Origin of the sequence: Enterobacter hormaechei ATCC 49162, from assembly GCF_001875655.1 — a bacterium.
In the GTDB taxonomy this organism is placed as follows: domain Bacteria; phylum Pseudomonadota; class Gammaproteobacteria; order Enterobacterales; family Enterobacteriaceae; genus Enterobacter; species Enterobacter hormaechei.
On sequence record NZ_MKEQ01000001.1, the window covers coordinates 766,226 to 787,135 of the forward strand.

A 20,910-nucleotide genomic window follows, 5' to 3' on the forward strand; every position below is an offset into this window, starting at 1 on the left:
GAGTTAATTCCACATTTGAATCAGGGCTTGATAATGCAAAAACTCATCAACTCAGTGCAAAACTACGCCTGGGGAAGTCAAACTGCGTTAACGGATCTCTACGGTATCGCCAACCCGGACAACCTGCCGATGGCAGAGCTGTGGATGGGCGCGCACCCGAAGAGCAGCTCAAAAATTGAAGATGCCAGCGGCCAGGTGCGCAGCCTGCGTGACGTCATCGACGCCGATAAAGCCGCGCTCCTCGGCGATAAAGTGGCGAATCGTTTTGGTGAGCTGCCGTTCCTGTTCAAGGTATTGTGCGCCGACCAGCCGCTCTCCATTCAGGTGCATCCGAACAAACAGGCATCTGAAATCGGTTTTGCCAAAGAAAATGCCGCCGGTATTCCGTTAGACGCCGCAGAGCGTAACTACAAAGATCCTAACCACAAGCCGGAACTGGTTTTCGCCCTTACCCCTTTCCTGGCGATGAACGCCTTCCGCGAATTTTCCGACATCATCTCCCTGCTGCAACCGGTCGCCGGGGCGCACAATGCTATCGCCCACTTCCTGGAGAACCCGACCGCAGAAGCGCTGAGCGAGCTGTTTGCCAGCCTGCTGAATATGCAGGGCGAAGAAAAATCCCACGCGCTGGCGGTGCTGAAAGCCGCGCTGAGCAGCCAGAAAGGTGAACCATGGGATACCATTCGCGTGATTGCCGAGTTTTACCCGGACGACAGCGGCCTTTTCTCTCCGCTGCTGCTGAACGTGGTGAAGCTCAACCCGGGCGAAGCGATGTTCCTGTTTGCTGAAACGCCACACGCCTACCTGAACGGCGTGGCGCTGGAGGTAATGGCTAACTCCGATAACGTGTTGCGCGCGGGCCTGACGCCAAAATACATCGACATCCCTGAACTGGTTGCCAACGTGAAGTTCGTGGCGAAACCTGCTGCGGAGCTGCTTACTCAGCCAGTGAAAAACGGCGCAGAGCTGGATTTCCCGATTCCGGTTGACGATTTTGCCTTCTCCCTGCACGACCTCAGCGCCGACGAAACCGCCATTGCTCAGGAGAGCGCGGCGATCCTGTTCTGTGTGGAAGGTGAAGCGACGTTGCATAAAGGTAGTGAGCGTCTGGTGCTCAAACCGGGTGAATCCGCCTTTGTCGCGGCAAATGAGTCCCCTGTCAGCGTGAGCGGCACCGGCCGCCTGGCGCGTGTTTTTAATAAGCTTTAGGGACTTACTGAATTTTTTAACAACTCTTGCTAAGCTAGTAACAGGCGTAGTAACACCAGGCGGTTTTCACCGCCTGGTTTCATTTTAGGGATAATCGCAATGAAAAAATCGGTCGTAGCGGTAGGAGTGATTGTTGCTTTAGGCGTGATCTGGACGGGTGCTTCCTGGTATACCGGGAAACAGCTGGAAAGCCGTCTGGCAGAGATGATGGCGCAGGCAAACAGCGAGATTAAGCGCAGCGCGCCTGAAGCAGGCCTGGAGCTGAGCTACCAGAATTACCAGCGCGGCGTGTTTACCAGCCATATGCAGGTGGTGGTGAAGCCGGTTGCGGGTAATCAGAACGCCTGGCTGAAACCGGGCCAGAGCGTGGTGCTGGATGAGGTGGTCAGCCACGGTCCGTTCCCGCTGGCGCAGTTGAAGAAGTTTAACCTGATCCCCTCCATGGCTTCCGCCAGAACCGTACTGGTCAATAATGAGGTGACTAAGCCGCTGTTCGATATGGCGAAAAACACGTCGCCATTTGAGATCAATACCCGCATCAGCTATGCCGGTGATACGCATTCGGACATCGACCTGAAAGCGCTGAATTACGAACAAGGCACCGATAAAGTCGCCTTCAGCGGCGGCAATTTCCAGCTTGATGCCGATCGTGACGGCAAGACTGTCTCTCTGACCGGTGATGCCGCAAGCGGCCTGGTGAATTCAGTCAATGAATATAATCAGAAAGTCCAGCTTACCTTCAACAACCTCAAAGCCAGCGGCAACAGCCGTATGACCGATTTTGATGAGCGTATCGGCGACCAGAAGCTGAGCCTCGATAAGATCGCCATTGCGATTGAAGGCAAAGAGATGGCGGTGCTGGAAGGCATGGATCTGGACGGCAAGTCCGACGTGTCCAAAGACGGTAAAAGCATCAACACCCAGCTGGATTACAGCCTGAAAAGCCTGAAGGTACAAAATCAGGATCTCGGTACCGGTAAGCTGTCTCTGAAAATCGGCAACATTGACGGCCAGGCGTGGCACGAATTTAGTCAGAAATACAGCAAAGAGAGCCAGGCTCTGCTGACCGATGCCGCCCTGCAACAGAACCCGCAGGCGTACCAGCAGCAGGCAATGGCGGTGCTGTTTAATAACCTGCCGATCCTGCTGAAGGGCGAGCCGGTGATTACCGTTGCACCATTGAGCTGGAAAAACGACAAAGGCGAAACTAACTTCAACCTGTCGCTGTTCCTTAAGGATCCGTCAGCCGCGACCGGCGAGCCGCAGACCCTGGCCCAGGAAGTTGATCGCAGCGTGAAGTCGCTCGACAGCAAGCTGACTATCCCGATGGATATGGCGACCGAGTTCATGACGCAGATTGCGAAGCTGGAAGGTTATGGTGAAGATGATGCAGGCAAACTGGCAAACCAGCAGGTGAAAGGCCTGGCGGCGATGGGCCAGATGTTCCGCATCACGAAGGTGGAAGACAACACCATTTCCACCAGCCTGCAATATGCGAATGGTCAGGTGACGCTCAACGGCGACAAAATGGCGCTGGAAGATTTTGTCGGCATGTTTGGTATGCCGACGCTGGGCATGCCGGAACCGGCTGAACCGGCAGCGCCACCGGCAGTACCGCAGCAGTAAACGACAAAACCCCTCGCATGAGGGGTTTTTTATTGCCGGGTGGTGGCTGCGCCTTACCCGGCCTGCGATTCTGATCCTGCGTCACTTCGCCGTCACTAACCGCGCCGCCACAATCTGATGCCCGGCCTGCACGTCCGCCTTCTCGATCCGCTGCATGATCCTGTCTGCCAGGGTATACCCCATTTCCCGAGCCGGTGTCGTCGCCCAGACGATGGGAAGATCGTCCAGCGCATTTTCACCGACGTCCGCAAACGCCCCCAGCGCTACCTGATGGCCGAAGAACGTTTCTACCCCGCCCTCACCGCTCTGGCGTCCGGCGCGGATCAAACCGAACCACGCCCCCATTGCAATGACATCGTTATAGCAAATCACCGCGCTGATCGTCGGGCTGTTGCGGAGCAACTTGCCGATGGCTTCCGCGGCTTTTTTCTGGCTGGATTCACACTCCACCACCCATTCGCTGTGAAACGGCAGGCCGTATTTGATGAGCGTGGAGCAGTAACCGCCCACCCGCTCGGCACGGGTCAGGGACGAGCTTTTCCCACCGAGCCAGGCGATGCGCTGATGGCCGCGATGAATAAGATGTTCGGTCAGCATTTGTGCGGCCTGCATGTTATCTGGCCGAAGAGTATCGGCTTCGTCGAGATAGCTGGCGCGCGACGCAAACACCAGCGGTACGCCTTTCTGCGCGGCACGTTCGCACAGTTCACTGCCCACGCCAGACGCGCCAGCCACGATCACCCCATCGACCCCTTGCGTCAGCAGCATATCCAGCCGGGACAGCAGTTGCTCCGGTTCACGCCCGCCGTGGAGCAGGAAAACCATTCGCCCCTGCGCTTCAAGCGCCTCGGTAAGCCCGGCGGTCAGTTCCGCATAAAACGGCGACGTGAGGTCGCGAACGATCAGCCCTATCACCCCGCTTTGCCCGCCGCGCAGTGCCGACGCCTGGCGATTACGCACAAAGCCCAGTTGCTCAACGGCCTCGTTGACGCGCTGACCCGTTGCAGGAGAGATGCGCCCCTTCCCGCTCAATACCAGCGAAACGGTGCTGACGGAAACGCCTGCCGCCAGCGCGACATCGTTGATGGTGATCTTTTTCGCTACAGCCATAGGGTGGCGTGACTCCTTGATAATGAGATCGCTAAAACGTTTTATCAATACATTATCTTTATACTACCAGTAAAAGCCTGAGAATGTGATTTAGCGCGCACTAAAGTTTGATAAAACGTTTTATCTTCTCGCCCCATCGAGGCCGTTAAATCTCTTTCCACCATTTAAGGAGTCGTTTTATGACGACGAAAGCAGCACAAAAAATATCGCTGTGGGAGTTTTTCCAGCAACTGGGTAAAACCTTTATGCTGCCCGTGGCGCTTCTCTCTTTTTGCGGGATCATGCTGGGGATCGGCAGTTCGTTAAGCAGCCACGATGTCATTACCCTAATCCCTTTCCTGGGAAATCCGGTACTTCAGGCGATCTTCATCTGGAGACTATTAAGTCTTTTAACGAAGTGGCTTGATGTTGGATTGATGTGCGGTAACTTCTGCTATGTTGCCGCGATACGATTTGTCATGTGCAATGTACTAACGTCGTTTCGCGGTAACTTTATGCCCCACCTATGCCCCATCACACCACCCTGTCATCCTGCATCACGCTGTTGATGAAGAACGTCACCCGCCCCATCACCTCAACCTCTTCCGCAGCCTCCCCCTCTATCGCTTCACCATTATCACAAATCAGCGCCCTGCCCATGACTCTGGCAAACTGAGTCCGTCCGCCGCTGAGGATTAGCAGAACCTGATTCTGTACCAGTCTGGTGCACGGCTCGATAACCGCAAAGCCAGACGAGGTTTCGAGGATGCGGCTGCCCATGCCGATCCCGCAGATAATTTCCGGAGATAAACGCGGTGCTACGAAATCAGCCGCCGGTGAAGGAAATCCCATCAGTGCACCCTCCCCATGTTACGCAGGATCCAGTACCTGTTGTCGCTACCGTCTGTCGTCTTGTCAGCAAAGTCTTTTTGGTATCGCTCTATCCAGGCGTTCGCTTCTTCGCGTGTGTAGTGCCAGTTGAACTCCCGCAATTTCTCTATGAATGCGTCTGTGCTCAGGTAACGATACCCCTTGGGGTTTAACTCTATGACCGCAACAAACGCGGCATGAATGTCTGCTGTGCGTGGCATAATCACCTCACAAAATAACTGTATGCATATACAGTATCGTTAAATATGAGGGTCGATCAAGTTTCACAGTGGTGCTAAACTTCAGACCTTTCCGAATTGACTGATTTTTATAATGTTAAAGCTCTTTGCTAAGTACACATCAATAGGTGTTATCAACACGCTCATTCACTGGGTGGTGTTCGCCGTTTGCATTTACGCATTCCATACAGGTCAGGCACTTGGCAACTTCGCTGGGTTTGTCGTGGCGGTGTCATTCAGCTTCTTCGCAAACGCCAGATTCACGTTTAAGTCCTCGACTACCACTCTGCGCTACATGCTCTACGTAGGATTCATGGGCTCACTTAGCGCGATTGTTGGATGGTGCGCTGATAAGTCTGGCATGGCTCCTATCATCACGTTAATCGTGTTCTCCGCAATCAGTCTGGTGTGCGGATTTATCTATTCAAAGTTCATTGTCTTTAGGGATGCGAAATGAAAATTTCTCTGGTCGTTCCAGTCTTCAACGAAGAAGACGCGATACCGATTTTTTATAAAACAGTTCGGGAATTTGAAGGTATTCAGCAGCATGAAGTCGAGATAGTCTTCATCAATGACGGCAGTAAAGACGCGACAGAATCAATTATCAACGCGCTTGCTGTTGCCGATCCGCTGGTTGTTCCACTGTCATTCACAAGAAACTTCGGTAAAGAGCCCGCGCTGTTCGCCGGGCTTGACCACGCAACCGGTGAAGCAATCATCCCCATTGACGTAGATTTGCAGGACCCTATAGAAGTCATTCCGCACCTGATAGAGAAATGGCAGGCTGGAGCAGATATGGTGCTGGCCAAACGATCTGATCGTTCTACAGATGGCAGACTGAAGCGCAAGACCGCTGAATGGTTCTATAAGCTGCACAACAAAATCAGCAACCCAAAGATAGAAGAAAACGTTGGTGACTTCCGCCTGATGTCCCGCGAGGTTGTGGAAAACATTAAACTCATGCCAGAACGAAACCTGTTTATGAAGGGTGTTTTGAGTTGGGTTGGTGGGCGCACTGATGTAGTCGAGTATGCCCGAGCCGAGCGCGTAGCTGGCAGCACGAAATTCAACGGCTGGAAGCTTTGGAACCTGGCACTTGAAGGGATCACAAGCTTTTCCACATTCCCTCTCCGTATGTGGACTTATATAGGGTTGTTTGTTGCGGGGCTTTCATTCCTGTACGGTGCGTGGATGATTGTTGACACGCTGGCATTTGGAAATCCAGTTCGTGGGTATCCATCCTTGCTGGTATCTATTTTGTTCCTTGGCGGCGTGCAGCTTATAGGGATCGGTGTGCTTGGTGAGTACATTGGCAGAATATATGTTGAGGTCAAAAACAGACCTAGATACATTCTTAAGGGTAACAAATGAATTCATATTTAAGTGATAAAAGTCTTAAAGCAATAGTCATTATTTCATTGGCGTATGTTACGCCAATAGTTTTAACTGGCGGTCTTTACATTGATGATATTGGAAGATCATTGACAGGTCTTGCATGGATGCATGATGGTAGAGTTTTGACCTCTGCGTTGATGATTTTGTTGTCTGGGGGATATCCAGTAACGGATATTTACCCAATTGGCAATTTTGCTTCATCACTTCTTATTGCTTTATCTGGATTTACAATTGCTAAAAGCTTCGGTATTAATACAAGATCTTTAGTTCCAATTTCATTGCTAATACTTTTCTCTCCCTTCATGCTTGAGAATTTATCTTATAGATTTGATTCCTTGAGCATGGGAATTTCAATATTGGCTATATGCATACCATTTCTTTGGTACAATAAATGTTTATTATTTATTGTGACATCAGTGATATGTGTCTACGTATCACTGCAAACGTATCAAGCATCATCTACATGCTACCTAGTGATAGCGTGTTTTTTCTGTGCAGATGAATTCAGGAAGTCATTCAAAAATGGTATGTTGCTTGGTATAGCATCATGTTTCTCTTTTTTAACTTCCACCTTGTTATCATCTATAACATGGAAAGCTCTTTCCTTAGATATGAATGGCAGGGGTGGAATAATTAATTCACAAGTTGAACTAACAGATAACATCTATAAATACATTGATTTATTATCTGATGCCACTAGCTATCAGCTTGTATTTTCATTAGCTTTACTATTGCTACCATGCGTATTATTTTTAATGTACGTTGTCAGGTCAGGACGTAAATTTCATATGAAAGCGCTTCCTATCATAATGGTGGCTTTAGCGCTGATAATTTCAATTGGACCCGGTCTTTTTTTAAGTGGCACATGGTGGACACCTAGAATAATGATAGGAGCCCCTGTATTTTTAACATGCCTTTGTTGCTTGGCGTTAGCTGTAAATGGAGATAACTGGCTAACAACAGTTGGATCATGGTTATATTTGTTTGCTGGTCTGATTCTTTGTGTATCATATGCAAATGCCACCAAGGCAAATAATGAATATATTGATTCAATTATTTCAATGGCCCGTCCTTATATATATTCCACCGATGAATCAAATTTAGTTATTAACGGTGAAGTTAAAAGGCCAGCCAGAGTCAAAATTTATGATGATAAATTCCCTATAATTAAACACTTAATCCCAACCTATATGTCAAATTCATGGACATGGGGTGTGGCTCAGTTTAAGAGGACAGACTCCATTGGTGAAAGAGCCTGGGGCTTGAGGGGTGAAAGAAGAGTCAATGCTATAAAGAACATATGTAGCATGAGAGTTGCTCTAGCGAATAAAGATTTTACTCTTTATTCTGACTCAAATATATCAATATTAGACTTCAATAAAGTTAAGTGCGCGAACTAAGGGCTACCGGTTCGCGCACTCATCTCTAACTTAATGCTAGGCTAAATCCACCATTTTGTTTGCCTAGCATTCCTCTAACCGATTTGTTAACACCTCCACTAAATTCATCGTACTGCATGCTAACGCGAACTGCTATATTAGCTTCGAGTGAATCCCATCCTGCAAAGTTAAGGAACACGTTACCATTAATATCGGCTGATACAGTCGGCGTAGCTGCTGTTCCTTTCGTATAGGTGCTTTGGACGGCCCCCTCCATTGTAAGTGCTGCTGGAGTGCTGCCTGCCGATAGTGTTCCTTGGATTCTTCCATGCCATGCGTTTGTGACGCCTGACCATGGTGAGTTTGCCACGATATCAATCGTCCAGAGGCTGACATTTCGGTATGTGCTAATTGTGCCAATTTTAAAGTTTCTTGAATCTTCTGCGGCTTTTATAAGCATAAAAGAACCACTGGCGCTTTTACTGACGTCAGGAGTTGCTCCCATGCTGGCGAAATCTGAAAAAACGCAATCTCTAAATTTAACTTTGCTGTAATCGGTTGTATCAGTAACACCTGCTGGTGCAGACACATTATCGAACGTGACACCGCCGTAGTTTGTAACAGCAGACATTAACTGACTGACATTTAGGACAACGTTACCACCATTGCGTTTCACTACTACCAGATCTTTGCATGCAAACCCATTGACAGTATCTCCTGCCTTCCAGTTGTCAGCATCTCGAAAATTGAAGAAAACTGCATTATTACCAGTTCCGCCACCGCCAAGTTCAATTCTCCCCTTTACTGTGATGTTAGAGAATACGTAACCACGAGAATTTGTATCACCTACAGTTTCGTCGATGAGTTTTCTGGTACCAATTACAGCCCCCCAAGTCCCACCAACTACATCATAATTAATCTCGATGTTGCGCATTATCCCGTTTATCAATGGCTCTGTTGTGGTGCTATCCCATCCCCACTCTAGCCAAATGGGGGGTGTTCTTGCTGGAAGGATTGAATCATAACGCCCTGTACTTCTGTATTTATAATTGACAACCAAATTAGATATCTGATTGTCCATATTTCCATTATAGAAATACATCTTGATCGGCGTGCCCTGCTGGGTGTCCACAGCATCAACTGTAATATCGCCGCCACCGCAATTATTCGTCAAAAAGAAGTCACGGCGACAACCATTATTGACCGTGTGTATATCTACGGTTCCAACTGTGCCCAACATATGAGGATATCGTGTATCATTATTCACACTGCGAGCATAAAGGTTTTTTACATTAACGCACTCATACCCTTCATAACATTTAGATGTCTTACCAATAAATGTGAAGTTATCGCATCCATTCAGGCGCAGTGGGGTCAGTCCGCGCTTATCATCACCCACATACTCAAGGGTGGAAGATGCATCCACTTCAAACACCAGATTGGTGATATTCTTCAGGTCGAACACGCGCGTCAGGTCAAATGCACCGGAGTAAAGCAGGGTGTCCCTGATAACCAGTCCGCGGATTTCAAGCCAGTCCATATTGCTCAGGGTTACGATCGTACCTAAGCCACCGCTACCTGGGCCAAAGTTCACAACCTGGTCAAAAATAATTTCAACGTTTTTTAGGTTATTAGATGTGATGTAAGACTGCAAAGATTGCAGCGTACCGAATCGGGAGAAGTAAAGGACACGTTTATTTACAACCGAATCAAGAGCATCTTTTACTGTAGATGAGCCGTAGCCGACCAGACTTGCCTTTTCACCGCTGGCAAGATCAGTTCTTAGTGATGCATCGCCTACGCTAAGCCATGCACCAGGTCCGATTCCTCCTGATGTTTCCGGCGTAGAGCCAGGTGCTACGCTCTTTGGTAACTCGCCATCCCAACGATAATATTCGCCGGTAGCCTCATAGCGTAGCACCTGATTAGGAAGCGTAAGATTATTCCCATCTTCGAAGCTATCAAGAGTGATATACCCGAGGCTTGAAATAGCCGTTGATGCTGTGTAATTGATGCCAGCAATTGTCCGGTGCTGATTACCAAACCTGTCAGTGTATGTATGAGCAGGTGATGTAACGAACTCATCAATTTTCCCGGCGTTAAACTTCAGATCGCGCGGTGATTCGCTTGGAACAGGTAAATTGGTAGGTTGCGTAGCCATATTGATTCCATAAAAAACCCGGCGCGGTGGCCGGGTCTGGTTGGTCGGGGACGGTTCTTATTGGTAGATGGCGTCGCTGTACTCCGCGACGGTCAGAGATACCGTGTTGTCTGTGTTCGGTTTGATGCTGTTGACCGTCCATAGTTGACTGTCCAGTTCCTCCACTGTCGCAATGAGGTAGCGCGACGGGAGCTGCACAGTGTCTCCGTTCCATATATTGAGCTGAATGTCGGGTATTGCCGCGGTGAAGCCGTACTTCGTGTCGCTGCGGGCGGTGGCCGGATAGCGCAGAGTCGGGTTACCCAGGCTGTCGGTAACCAGCACATACATCGAACCGGTAAACGTGATCGGCTCGCTGGTATCAAAGTTATTACCGGCGCGCCCGGTGATGTAACCCTGTTGCTGGTTGCTGTCGTAGATGTCGGGCATCTGAATGACGCTACCGACCTGGATAATGCCGTCCTCAAACACTTTGGCGTTCATCTTCACCCGAGAGTAAATCAGGCGCTTGGTTTCTCGCAGAGCTCGTTCTCGGGCCTGATACTCATTACGGAAGCCGACGATCTCCAGCTTGTTTGGGTTTTCCGCTTCCTGCTCAACGATGGCACCGTTCAGCACGCGGTAGTTGATGTACGTCTTGTTGTTCGTGGTCGGGTGAACGTAGGACACCTGCACGCCGTCATAACCGCCTGGAAGAGTAGCTTCGTACGTCATTTTGTACTCGTCCGTCTTCATGTTGGCCCGGTTGAATACGGCCGCCGGGTAATCAACCTTCTGGTCTCGAGTAAACGTCAGCACGCCGTCATCCCAGTACGCCACCACCGACGCCGCATTGCAGATCGCCTGCACGCGGTCGCCGAGTGAGTCGTTCTCGTCGTCAAACGTGTAGTCGAAGTAGCCCAGTCGCTCATCAGGCAGGCTTTCGGCGATCGAGTACAGCCCGTACAGGTCAATGCTGCTTACCGGCTGCTCACCCATGATGAGCCAGGTGTGAGCCACTGCATCAGCGAACGAGCGCGACGGCCTCAGGGTGTAATCCACCGTCTGCGTGTCCAGGTCGTACGTAATGGTGTGGCGCGTCACCAGTGCGTTATATTTGCGCTCGCGGCTGCCCAGGGCATTCTCGGTCGCCCTCACTTTCACCCGCACCAGCGTGTCAGTCGGGTGAACCACATTCGTCCTGATGTTGATGCTGTGGATCTCTTCGACCTTGAGCAGTGACGCGTCACCGGAGTTATCCGTGCGCTGGAAGCTGACGGCGTACTTCCCGAAGCCGCCTGTCGGTGTGATTTTGTCAGTGCGGTAGAATACCTCACTCGTTGACTGGTGCGGCGTCGTCTGCCGGTACGTGAACGTCTGCTGCGTTCCCGGGACCTGGTTGTAGTCGTCGTCGATTTTCCAGATGACAACCTTCCAGTTTGTCTCCTTCTTCCCGCCGAGGCTGGACTGGGTATGCAGCCACAGCTGCGTTGACTCGACCGGGGAAAAGAACGGCCCAACCACCAGCGCCTCGTTATCGTTCAGGATGAACTTCGTAGTGTTGATCGTGGCGTTAGCCGGAATGTCCTGCGGCCCCTCCAACTGGTTCATCGTGAACGTGTACCAGCGCACCGGATTCACCACCGCGCCATCGTTTGTTTCAACGGCGGAGATCAGCGTACCGGAGAATGTCGCATCGGTAGTTACGTTGCCGGAGGCGGTGCTGTACGTCACGTTGATGGTGAAGGTAACCGCGTGCGGCAGAACCAGCCCCATGAAATAGTCGAACTCGGCTTGTTTCACGATTTTCATCGCTATCTGGCCGCCGGAATACGTTCCGCTGACCACCGTGTTTGCCGTTGCTGTTTCGATCGGGAAGTCGCTGGCTTCGTTCTGCCCTGGAACCTCCTGGCCGTCAACGTCATCGAACCCGTATCCCTCGACGATCTGCGGGATTACTTCTCCCGGCTGGAAGAACTGGAATTCGGCACCAGCCAGAGAGCCCAGGCTCGATTCTGAGTAGCGCACAGACTCGTAATCGTATTTGCCGATCCCGATGCACATCCATTCAGTGACGTACTTCAGGCCGCCGTCTGTGGAAGTCTGGTGTACGTATTCGAATACCGACTCCTGAATCAGATCCGGGAACGAACGAATCTGCCCGTAAATGTCCGGCTTTGCCTTGTAAACGCGAGCGGTATTTGTCTGACCGGTCAGGCTATTGTTGGGCGAGTCGACGGTATTACCGCCGCTGTTCGCGATTGCCGGCTTCGGCGCCAGGAACGAAAACACCTGGCCCACCACTTTAAAGATCGGGCTCAGGATGTCGCCGACAATGCCCTTTGGCTGGTCGAATATCTGGATATGGTCCAGCTCACTCAGTTCAAACGCCAGCTCATCATCGTCGCCCAGCTTTACGCCGTTGCGGACGATCAGCAGATCGCGGTGAAAGGTAGCGTCATTGGCCGCCAGCCAGTCATAAAAAAGGGTGCCGTTTGGCACCCTGCAACGCAGCTTAGGCGTTCCTGGAAAATTCGATATCTCAACCAGCGCCATATTCGAAAAACTCCACTTTGGTGAATGCCCGCTGAATGACCAGCAACGAGTCCATGCGCACGCTTCCGTTCTCTCCACGCGAGTGCAGCGCCTGCCGGTTCAGTACCAGGCCAACGTGCGCCGGTTGCGCGCCGCGGTACCCGACAAATATCCCCCCGTCGACCGGTTTATCGACCTTGCGCCAGAAAACGACGTCTCCCTGATAGCAGGTGAAGAAATCCTCCCCGGCTTCGTAACCCGGCGTCTGGTGCAGCTCAATGTCGAGCACATGTCGGTAATACAGCACAACCAGCCCCCAGCAATCAGTCTTTTCGAATGAGCAGGCGCGGTTAGACCACGGCACGCCGATTATCCTGCTGATAAAATCAGAGGTACTGAAGGCCAGTGTATTCCGTTGGGTCATAGAGCCTTCCAATGTTGTTGTTCAGCGGATTTGTGACAGACAGGGTTACCGAGGCGGAGTCTGCGTCGATGTCCACCGTCTTAACGTATAACTGCCAGGACTTTATCGGTACCGACACATCGCCGCTGTCAAAGATCTGCCGCGTGGCCGTAATAGCTGTTAGCCGCGCCGCCCCTTTCCACTGCTTCATGAGAGCTTTGATGTCAGACGACAGACGCCCTAACTTCACCGTAGCGTCGATCACCGGCGTACCGCTCTGCTGGCTCTCTTCGATTTCAAAGCGCGCTGGCGTGTACGTCTGGCCGCCGAGCGTCTTCGGGAAGAACTGCTTGTCGACAAGGCGAACGTAACCAAAGGATGGATGGTAGAACGTAATGGTGTCGTACAGTCCGCGCGTCGGGCGTTGCTGCTTATACTCCCTGAAGCTCGGCATTACGGCACCCTCGGTAGTGATTCCGGATCGCGCCCGTCCGGATAACCCGTGACAACGATATCCAGCCACGAATCCCACGGCGGCGGCAGCTCAACAATGATGTCGTCGAACTCGTCGTCAGCGTTGTACAGATGGTTAGAGATAACGGTTCCCGTCCAGGTCACCACTCCGCCGTCGATACTGGTTTGCACCGGCATCTGCGTGAAGTGAAGCTCTTGCAACTGGAGACCACTGCCGCCCAGATTGATATTCATCCTGAACCAGTTCAGGCCCCGGTTGAGATAGTTTGGGCTGCGTAGCCACTGCTGGAATGCTCGTTCCTCAGCCAAGGTGAAAATCCACGTCAGGGACCAGGTCACTTTCAGGTCGTCAGTAAGGTTCTGGAAGATAGCCGGGCCGACCGCTGGCTGATCGGTCTGGAACCCGGTATCGAGAGTCATGTTTTTGCTGGCCTTCTGCGCCAGCGGCAGCCAGTCGGGATAGTCGATAATTGGCATCTAAGCTCCAGGCATTAAAAAACCCGCCGAAGCGGGTTTGATTATTCAACGGATCTTGGACCAGGCGGTGCTTCGTAAACATTGATTTTAATGTCAACGATATCCCCATGATTAATAAATTCCAGATCCTCTCCAGCAGGAGCAATGCCTTTAATTGTAGAGCCATCCTTTAGAGTAAAGACAAACTCTACTGCCCTGTTTGGATAAAGCTTATGAGGCTTGCCTATCTCTGTTGGTATTGATTGCACATCGTTTGGCTCAATAACCACATATATCTCCTTATAACTGACCTCGAGGTGTTCTTTTCGCAGTTGTATTGCCAGTGATAGCCTGCGATATAGGACCTCCATTATTCAAGTCAGCAATAATGGCATCCACGGTTATTGTACCATCCCCGTTGTTCGTAGCTTGAGCGTCAAATGTGGCACTCGTCATATTCTGAACGTTGATTATGACGCTAACTCCGCCCCCTGCGGTCATATCTTTGTTGCTGATCACCCTGCCGTTGTCGCCCGGTATCATGTACTGCTTACCGGTACTGGCCTGGTAAATCTCCGGCTTCCCTCGCTCACCGACCTGATAAAGACCTCCTGCATTCACCGGGCCGCCATTGTAACGCATACCGGTTAAAGCAAGGCCCTGTGCCAGGCCTACCGTTGAAGCAATTCCTGTCATGGCAGGAACTGAGTTGGCCCCAAATGAAGCGAGGCTAGCCATGGCGGCGGCAGGAGCCCAAGCTGTAGCCAATATTGCAGCCTGAGATGCTCCAGCAGCAGTAGCCGCTGCGCCCAATGTCTGACCGATAATGAAGTTTTTGAGGGCATCTACTCCAACCTGGACTAGCGCATTTACCACGCTGTTCAGCATCGTATTCCCCAGAGAACGCATAGCATCCTGCGCTGACATCGTTCCGGTGATCAGCCCGGTTAACGCATTGGATGCATTACCTGAAAACGCATCTACTGCACTTGTCAGCATGCTGTACCCCAGGCTCTGCTGGCTAAGAAGCTCCCATTGTGCAGCGGTTCTTTGCTGCTCATACTGCGTATCGGCAGCATTTTTAAGGGCTAATGCATTCTGGTGAGCCAATAACCCCTGCTGCTCGAACTGTTGGATAAGGGCCAGTTGCTGTGCGTGCTGATTAGCTAATTGCTGCACTGGATCAACCTGTGCAACTGCCTCTTGCTGTGGCGTCACCGCCTGCTGCGCGCGGATTTTTGCGAGGTTTGCCTGGTGGGTTGCCTCCAGTCTCTCAGATGTCTGATTGAACTGCTCCTGACTGATTTTCTTAGCAGCCAGCGCGGTATTCAGATCCTGAACATCCTGCTTATAGCTTGCATTTTCGCGCGCTTCTGGCAGGAGTTTCTCGGCTGCGGCTTGTGCTTTGAGTGCGTTGGCAGTGTCCCATTTTGTTGCGGCGTACTGCCCCGCCAGCGCGATCTGTTCTTTAGTGGCTCCTTTTCCGAGAGACTGCTGCGCATTCAGGATCGCCTGCTCGCGACTCAGATTATTGGTTGATTCGGCAGCAAGCTCTGACTGCTGCTTGAGGTTCGCCAGTTTCTGAGCAATAGAATCAGCCTGAGAGGCGCCTTTCTTCTGCTCGGTCTGAAGTGTCTTTTGCGCCTGCGTATTTTTGTACGTAGCGGCAGCGTCATCCTGCATCTGCTTAGCGTGCGGATCATCCTTCGCAAACCCGGCATCTTCGGCAGCGTATTGCGCCTGCAACCGTGCGCGGGCCTCACCCTGGAGCTTAGACAGTGCCAGATTGCGTTCTGACTGCTTTATAAGGTTCTTCTGCCCTGAGGTAAGATTGTCGACCTCTTTTTTCATTCCGGAGAGATTGATCTGGGCCTCGCCAGCTACTCGAACGAGTTCCGTCAGCGGGCCAAGGAACGTCCTTATTGCATCAGCTCCTGACTTTGTCGAACTCTCTGTGCTCTGAAGTTCAAGAACGAGCCTTTGTAGTGCTTCAGGCGTTGGATTGTTCGCCACATCAGAGAGTTGCTTGCTTAGCTCGAATGCGCGCTGCTCAGACACGCCAAATTTATCCGCAAGCGTGGTTACTGTGTTCTGGATCGCGTTGGCGTTAACGGTGAACTTTGCCCCGGCGTCCCTTGCTTGCTCCATGGCTGCCGAGTAGTTGTCAGCTGTTGCCCCGACTGTAGAAAGGTTTTTGTTGAATTCATCGATGGAGGCAATACCACCAACGAAAGAAGTCTTCAACTTGTCGGTGAATCCAACGATAGAACTGGAAGCATCATTGATGGATTTAGGGATCTTCGCTATGGCAGCGTTGTACTCAATCATTGCCTGATTTCTCAGGATGGTTGCTGCCTCGGCGTTTGTTCTTGCCAGGTTCGCGTACTTATCAGACAGAGCGGCCACGCCATTTTGGGAAATGGTGATCACCTTATCCATCGCTTCGGCTGCATCTTTCAGCGCGTCCATGGCGTTCTTTCCACCATTAAGCGATGTAATCAGCACGCCAGCGATGACAGAGCTCAGCGCGATCACTGCGCCAACTACCGCGCCGCCCGGACCAAACGCGCCAGCGAGTTGCGAGCCCTGCTGGGCGAATGCTACCAATGCAGACTGCCCGCCCTGGACTTGTACGATAAAGTCCTGCACCTGGTAACCGGCCTGCTGCATGCTGGACTTCCAGCCTTTGTTGCTGCCCATCGAAGTATCAGCAGCACCTTTCATGTCGAAGAGCCGCCCGGTCAACTCGCCGATCTTCTGCTTCTCTTCGTCTGTCGCTTTCGACCCGGCGCGGAGCTGTGCAGCAAGAACAGCCGCACTGCGCGCGCCGTTCTCCTGCGCTTCATCCAGAACAGCCAACTGGTTACCAAGCGCCTCGATGATGGATTCTGCACGGCTGAATTCACTGCTCGCACCACCGGTGCCGCTTCTGGCCTCTTCCATTGCACGGGCAATACCACTCACGTTGGTGTTCAGCTTGCGCAGCTGGTTGTCCATGGAGTTGGCATATCCAGCCAGTTCTGTAAACGCGGCCCCGGTTTGTGAGGCGCTCTCGTCGAGGTTATCCATGCCCTTTCCGGACTGCTGGGCCGCAGCATCCAGTTTATCCAGAGCATCAATGGCCTGTTTGCCGCCTTGTAACAGCGGCTCAACGTCGGCGCTGATTTCATAAACGATGCTACCGGCGTTCTTCTCACCTGCCATGTCATTCTCCGGTTATTGCTTTGCTTTTGCCCTGCGCGCGGCCTGTTTAGCCAGGTATTCGTCAGCGATGCTGTCGTATTCATCGCGAGTGAAGCCTTTCTGGTCCGGGTATTTCGCCGCCAGCAGCATCTGAAATTCGGTCATTGTTAACTGAGAGGCTTCGGCGCGATTCATGCCGAAGTGGCTACGTGCAGCGCTGATGTAGTCGAAGGCCTTAAATTCTGTAGTTCGTTCACCAGTTTCGTGGCGCTGCAACTGGCGGACTTTGGCTTTACCGACGACCCCGTGCTGCATGAGGTGCTGCGCCAGCACGATGATGTCGTTCTTCGGCATCTGGCCCGGGCGGTAGACGACACAATGCCGCCACCCTTTCCATTCACCGATCATTGGCGTCAGGTCGTCCTCACAGCACGCCTGTAGCACAAGCATGCACGTCGATAACAGCTTCTCGGCTGCGCGGCTGAAAGAAGGAGACATCCATTCAGGAAAGCGCCCCAGCGTGCCAGCGCACACCTCAATGAGATGAGCGACATCATTGCCGTGGATGGTGGCGTATGCCTGCACAATCTCTTCCGGAGTGCCGATCCTGGTCATGGCCTCGAATGAAGGTCGCAACAGGTAATCTTTCCCGCCTTCGCAGCTGTCGCTGATAGACAGTTCGCCAATATCGGTTAAAGCAGTCATAGGCCTTCCAGTAAACGGTCATTATCAAGGGCAGCACGCCGCCCTTTGGAATGTCCGTTAGGTAACGGTAACCGTATGCACGGCCACAAAGTTGCCGTCTTCGGTGTTGATGATTATCTGCGCGCTGCCGGTGGCGACGCGCGTCACGGTAACGGTGTTTCCGGAGGCGGTAGCCGTTGCTTTGGTCGCATCGGTAGTCGCTACAGTGAAATCTTTGTTTGTAGCGCCGGTTGGTGCGATGTTCACCGTGAAGGTGCTGGTGCCGCCTGCTGTGCCGGTGCTGGTAGCCGGAGTTACCGTTACGCCAGTCACCGCTACAGCAGTCAGCTCGTTCACTTCGATGGTAGTTGCATCACCGACTTTGAACTCGGTTGAGAACGTGACGATGTCGTTGGTGCCGCCGTCAGAGCTCAGCGCCGTGATGTTCATATAGCCGACGAATTCGACCGGGCCGTAGTCCATGCGTACCCAGATACCGGGCTGGCGCTTGGCCTTCAGCTCATCAGCGAAATACTTGATGAACTTGCCGACACCGTACTGATCCAGCTTGTCCTTCTTGCGCACTTCACCTTCAAAACTCAGGGTGAAATCACTGTTGGTGATGATGGTCTCGACATAGCCGCCGCCGTCATCCGCATCAGAGGTAACCGAGTTCGGGTTGAAGTCGAAGCCCTTCGACGTACCAGCGGCCAGCGCCATCCACTCACCTTCGAGTGGTTTGACGTCCGGGCAGCCATCGGCGACTTCCAGCACGACCGCACCGCCGAACAGGCGCTCGTTCGAGTTCTGGCAATTAGCCATGTGAAACTCCTCTTTGACGTATAAAAGAAAACCCGCCGGAGCGGGTTATTTGGTTGGGAATGGCTAGTCGCCAAACGTGCAGGCAAATTGCAATCGGAAGACTATTCGCCCTTCTTCTGTGAGAACCGGCGCGGGAATTGCGCCCATGTTCTGTATGTAGCCGACGCACTCGTCAGCCATGGGGTTGGCCTTGACGTAATCGACGATGCGCTGCACGGCATTGAGTGCGTCTTTGCGCTTATCTTTTGCGCCTACGACGTCGACCAGGACGTGATACTCAGAGCCGAGGTCAGTCCGAATATTCGACCCGCCGTTAGGCCTGAACACCATGATCGCCTTCGACAGATCTCCCGGGTCGTCGTACATCAGCTGCTGCACCGTGAAGCCAGTCGTTAGCCCGGCGTCGCCGAACATGTTACGCACCCGCTCATGCATCATGGGTGTCATAGCGAAAGCTCCTTGCGCATCACCGCATCAACGTTATCGCGCTCGTCATTTGCGCCTTTTGTCAGGAATTGCGGCTCACCATGCGGATCCCAGTAGTTACCCGTTCCTGTCCCGCCACCGAATTCTTTCGGTTTCTGCGGGCCGAACTCAGACCGGTTACTGGTCACGCCGAAGTGCGCGCGCGGCTGGCCTTTCAGCTTGCCTGACGCTTCGTGCACGTACGCGGCATAGTTGGCTGAGTAGCCGATGCGCCCGGTGATGAGCACTCCGCCCGCGTCGATTTCACGGAACTGGCTGTTAATCAGAGTGGAGGTATCGATCGGGGTGTAATAGGCGGCCCTGGCACCGATGAGAATCATCGCCGACTGCAACGCGCGAATAACTTTGCGCCCCTTTACGTCGTTGATGACATCGTTCAGGTGTTTCTTAGCCTGGCTGATGCCCTTCACTTTGATACCCATAGCTACACCCCCGTCAGGATGGCGTAATCATCCGCCAGGCGCTCGAATGTGTCGGCATAGCGAATAACCTGCCGAACCTCGTCGGCACCGGCGACAACCGGGTCGGCCTCGGTCGATACGCCAATCAGCAAGTAATCACCCGCAGCCGCCAGCGCGAACTCCGTCCACACAGTATTCTTCACAACGATTTCAGCGCCAAGGCTGGCTAACTTCTTGCTGAGTCCGCCCTCGTAATCACAGAGGATTTGCTCTGGCTCGGCATAGCCCAGCGGGTCGCCGTATTCGTCATTTCCTTCCAGTTTGCGCCAGATGGTCGCCGTGGCGGTGTAAGACCAGTTAGCAACGCTGCTCATAGAGCGAATACCTCCACCTTCTCAACGATTTTGAAATCATCAAGAGGCCGCATCGCGCCTGATTGACTGGCGAGGCGCTTAGCATCAGCCTGCTCCAGAAAGTCAGCTTTGGCTTTCTCGTAAGTTTCAGCATGGCGGCCAATAAACTTAACGCCGGAGTCGTTTATCCAGATGAATAGCGACCAGCTGTCTTCGCACTTAAAGGCATGCACATCGTATCGTTCAGCCATCTTTCCACCTCAGCACCTTCGCGCCAGTCGCCCGGATGCGTGGGCAGTTAATGAACCACTCTCCGTCCGACTTAACGTAGCCGGTTGTCTCCCGCCCGGTGTCGGTAATCACCCAGACGCGGGTGAGCGAGCGCGGTAGCCCGTGCTTAACTGATTTGTACGTCATCAGCAGCCTCCGACCACCATGAACAGGCCGACGCTGTTACCGGCACTGATCGGCAGCTCGCCGGTGCAGCCGCTGGTATCGAGACGGGCCAACGAGTCGCGCAGCCAGGTAATGCTGTCGTCACCATATTCAAACGAGCGGGACGCGCCAGACGGCGCCCCCTGCGATTTGATGCGGCGCGCGCCGGACGAAGTAGCCATAAGCGCGGCGGCGTACATCAGGATCAGCTTCGCGGTGCACTCGTCATACCCGGCACCATCGAGGCACGGGATGATTTTGTTCACCACGCAGAGAATCGGCTCCAGCAGCGCGCCCGGTATGGAGTAACCCAATTCACCGAGGAACGCCTGCACGTCTGCCGCTGTGATTGGGTCAGCCATGGTTATTTCGCCTTCTTGATTGCTTCCGCCAGTGCTGCTTCGGCATCGTCGGCGCGTTTTGTTTCTGCTGCCAGTGCGTCAGCATGAGCCTTGTCTTTAGCTTCACCATCGGCGATTAGCTTTTGGTTCTGCTCCAGTGCGTCGGCGAGTTGCTTTTGAAGGGCCGTCAGATCTGTCGCAGGAGCTGAAGGAGTAGCCACTTCGAAGGTAAGCTTCTCGCCTTTCTTCTTGTCGGTATCCTTCGCCTTGCCTGTGCTGATCCAGCGCTCAGCTGTTGCATCATCCACATCCACCACCGAACCAACCTCCAGTTTGCGGAGGTTGGCACCGGCGTGCAGGTTGCTTGCCACGATTTCTACCAGTGCCATG

General features: G+C 52.6%; 24 protein-coding genes and 1 pseudogene. 6 read left to right on the forward strand and 19 right to left on the reverse strand.

Annotated elements, in window-relative coordinates:
• Window positions 1-33 precede the first annotated feature (33 nt).
• Both manA and BH712_RS03710 read left to right on the forward strand, forming a co-directional pair.
• Window positions 34-1,209 carry a mannose-6-phosphate isomerase gene (gene manA / locus BH712_RS03705; protein ID WP_006808930.1) on the forward strand — a complete coding sequence of 392 codons (1,176 nt, stop codon included), beginning with the start codon at window positions 34-36 and terminating at the stop codon, window positions 1,207-1,209.
• Window positions 1,210-1,308: 99 nt separating this feature from the next.
• Window positions 1,309-2,835 carry a YdgA family protein gene (locus BH712_RS03710; RefSeq protein ID WP_006808931.1) on the forward strand — a complete coding sequence of 509 codons (1,527 nt, stop codon included), beginning with the start codon at window positions 1,309-1,311 and terminating at the stop codon, window positions 2,833-2,835.
• A gap of 81 nt (window positions 2,836-2,916) precedes the next feature.
• Here BH712_RS03710 and BH712_RS03715 read toward each other — a convergent pair whose 3' ends face one another.
• Window positions 2,917-3,945: a Mal regulon transcriptional regulator MalI gene (locus tag BH712_RS03715; RefSeq protein WP_006808932.1), complete on the reverse strand. Its 1,029-nt coding sequence runs from the start codon at window positions 3,943-3,945 to the stop codon at window positions 2,917-2,919.
• Between the two features lie 179 nt (window positions 3,946-4,124).
• On the opposite strand from BH712_RS03715, the pseudogene BH712_RS03720 reads away from it, so the two are divergent.
• Window positions 4,125-4,319, forward strand: a pseudogene (locus BH712_RS03720) (PTS sugar transporter subunit IIBC); the annotation flags it as partial.
• A gap of 139 nt (window positions 4,320-4,458) precedes the next feature.
• Here the strand turns inward: BH712_RS03720 and BH712_RS03725 are convergent.
• Entirely contained in the window at window positions 4,459-4,776 is a 318-nt protein-coding gene (locus tag BH712_RS03725) for a hypothetical protein (protein WP_006808934.1), read from the reverse strand.
• Window positions 4,776-5,015 carry a hypothetical protein gene (locus BH712_RS25075; protein WP_006808935.1) on the reverse strand — a complete coding sequence of 80 codons (240 nt, stop codon included), beginning with the start codon at window positions 5,013-5,015 and terminating at the stop codon, window positions 4,776-4,778. Before BH712_RS25075 ends, BH712_RS03725 begins: the two co-directional genes overlap by 1 nt.
• 112 nt (window positions 5,016-5,127) lie before the next feature.
• Between BH712_RS25075 and BH712_RS03735 the strand changes: the two genes are divergently transcribed.
• From BH712_RS03735 to BH712_RS03745, 3 genes are read left to right on the forward strand one after another with little or no spacing between them, the layout of a single operon-like run.
• On the forward strand, window positions 5,128-5,490 hold the full coding sequence (locus BH712_RS03735; RefSeq protein ID WP_006808936.1) for a GtrA family protein: 363 nt from the start codon (window positions 5,128-5,130) through the stop codon (window positions 5,488-5,490).
• The gene (locus tag BH712_RS03740) at window positions 5,487-6,404 is read left to right on the forward strand and encodes a glycosyltransferase family 2 protein (protein WP_006808937.1); all 918 of its coding nucleotides are present in this window, start codon (window positions 5,487-5,489) and stop codon (window positions 6,402-6,404) included. The genes BH712_RS03735 and BH712_RS03740 overlap by 4 nt, the downstream gene beginning before the upstream one ends.
• The gene (locus tag BH712_RS03745) at window positions 6,401-7,828 is read left to right on the forward strand and encodes a glucosyltransferase domain-containing protein (protein WP_006808938.1); all 1,428 of its coding nucleotides are present in this window, start codon (window positions 6,401-6,403) and stop codon (window positions 7,826-7,828) included. The genes BH712_RS03740 and BH712_RS03745 overlap by 4 nt, the downstream gene beginning before the upstream one ends.
• A gap of 25 nt (window positions 7,829-7,853) precedes the next feature.
• Here BH712_RS03745 and BH712_RS03750 read toward each other — a convergent pair whose 3' ends face one another.
• From BH712_RS03750 to BH712_RS03825, 16 genes are all read right to left on the reverse strand, one after another.
• The gene (locus BH712_RS03750) at window positions 7,854-9,968 is read right to left on the reverse strand and encodes a tail fiber/spike domain-containing protein (protein WP_006808939.1); all 2,115 of its coding nucleotides are present in this window, start codon (window positions 9,966-9,968) and stop codon (window positions 7,854-7,856) included.
• A gap of 57 nt (window positions 9,969-10,025) precedes the next feature.
• Entirely contained in the window at window positions 10,026-12,503 is a 2,478-nt protein-coding gene (locus tag BH712_RS03755) for a host specificity factor TipJ family phage tail protein (protein ID WP_006808940.1), read from the reverse strand.
• Window positions 12,490-12,906, reverse strand: a complete 417-nt coding sequence (locus tag BH712_RS03760) for an NlpC/P60 family protein (protein WP_045284219.1) — start codon at window positions 12,904-12,906, stop codon at window positions 12,490-12,492. Before BH712_RS03760 ends, BH712_RS03755 begins: the two co-directional genes overlap by 14 nt.
• Window positions 12,869-13,339 (reverse strand): hypothetical protein, encoded by a 471-nt coding sequence (locus BH712_RS03765; RefSeq protein ID WP_006808942.1) that lies wholly within the window; start codon window positions 13,337-13,339, stop codon window positions 12,869-12,871. Before BH712_RS03765 ends, BH712_RS03760 begins: the two co-directional genes overlap by 38 nt.
• On the reverse strand, window positions 13,339-13,836 hold the full coding sequence (locus BH712_RS03770; protein WP_006808943.1) for a hypothetical protein: 498 nt from the start codon (window positions 13,834-13,836) through the stop codon (window positions 13,339-13,341). The genes BH712_RS03765 and BH712_RS03770 overlap by 1 nt, the downstream gene beginning before the upstream one ends.
• Window positions 13,837-13,877: 41 nt before the next feature.
• Entirely contained in the window at window positions 13,878-14,105 is a 228-nt protein-coding gene (locus tag BH712_RS03775) for a hypothetical protein (protein WP_032673497.1), read from the reverse strand.
• Between the two features lie 10 nt (window positions 14,106-14,115).
• A complete protein-coding gene (locus tag BH712_RS03780) occupies window positions 14,116-17,019 on the reverse strand; it encodes a tail protein (tape measure) (protein WP_006808944.1) in 2,904 nt (967 codons plus the stop codon).
• 12 nt (window positions 17,020-17,031) lie between these two features.
• The gene (locus tag BH712_RS03785; RefSeq protein WP_006808945.1) at window positions 17,032-17,703 is read right to left on the reverse strand and encodes a DUF6246 family protein; all 672 of its coding nucleotides are present in this window, start codon (window positions 17,701-17,703) and stop codon (window positions 17,032-17,034) included.
• 57 nt (window positions 17,704-17,760) lie between these two features.
• Entirely contained in the window at window positions 17,761-18,504 is a 744-nt protein-coding gene (locus BH712_RS03790) for a phage tail tube protein (RefSeq protein ID WP_006808946.1), read from the reverse strand.
• 63 nt (window positions 18,505-18,567) lie between these two features.
• Window positions 18,568-18,951, reverse strand: coding sequence for a phage tail termination protein (locus BH712_RS03795; protein ID WP_006808947.1), 384 nt, complete (start codon window positions 18,949-18,951; stop codon window positions 18,568-18,570).
• The gene (locus BH712_RS03800) at window positions 18,948-19,412 is read right to left on the reverse strand and encodes a hypothetical protein (protein WP_006808948.1); all 465 of its coding nucleotides are present in this window, start codon (window positions 19,410-19,412) and stop codon (window positions 18,948-18,950) included. Before BH712_RS03800 ends, BH712_RS03795 begins: the two co-directional genes overlap by 4 nt.
• A gap of 2 nt (window positions 19,413-19,414) precedes the next feature.
• A complete protein-coding gene (locus tag BH712_RS03805; protein WP_006808949.1) occupies window positions 19,415-19,765 on the reverse strand; it encodes a hypothetical protein in 351 nt (116 codons plus the stop codon).
• Complete coding sequence (locus BH712_RS03810; protein WP_006808950.1) at window positions 19,762-19,995, reverse strand: hypothetical protein; 234 nt, start codon at window positions 19,993-19,995, stop codon at window positions 19,762-19,764. Before BH712_RS03810 ends, BH712_RS03805 begins: the two co-directional genes overlap by 4 nt.
• On the reverse strand, window positions 19,988-20,161 hold the full coding sequence (locus BH712_RS03815) for a hypothetical protein (protein ID WP_006808951.1): 174 nt from the start codon (window positions 20,159-20,161) through the stop codon (window positions 19,988-19,990). Before BH712_RS03815 ends, BH712_RS03810 begins: the two co-directional genes overlap by 8 nt.
• On the reverse strand, window positions 20,161-20,541 hold the full coding sequence (locus BH712_RS03820; RefSeq protein ID WP_006808952.1) for a DUF7370 family protein: 381 nt from the start codon (window positions 20,539-20,541) through the stop codon (window positions 20,161-20,163). The genes BH712_RS03815 and BH712_RS03820 overlap by 1 nt, the downstream gene beginning before the upstream one ends.
• Window positions 20,542-20,543: 2 nt before the next feature.
• The gene (locus tag BH712_RS03825) at window positions 20,544-20,909 is read right to left on the reverse strand and encodes a hypothetical protein (RefSeq protein WP_006808953.1); all 366 of its coding nucleotides are present in this window, start codon (window positions 20,907-20,909) and stop codon (window positions 20,544-20,546) included.
• Window position 20,910 lies beyond the last annotated feature (1 nt).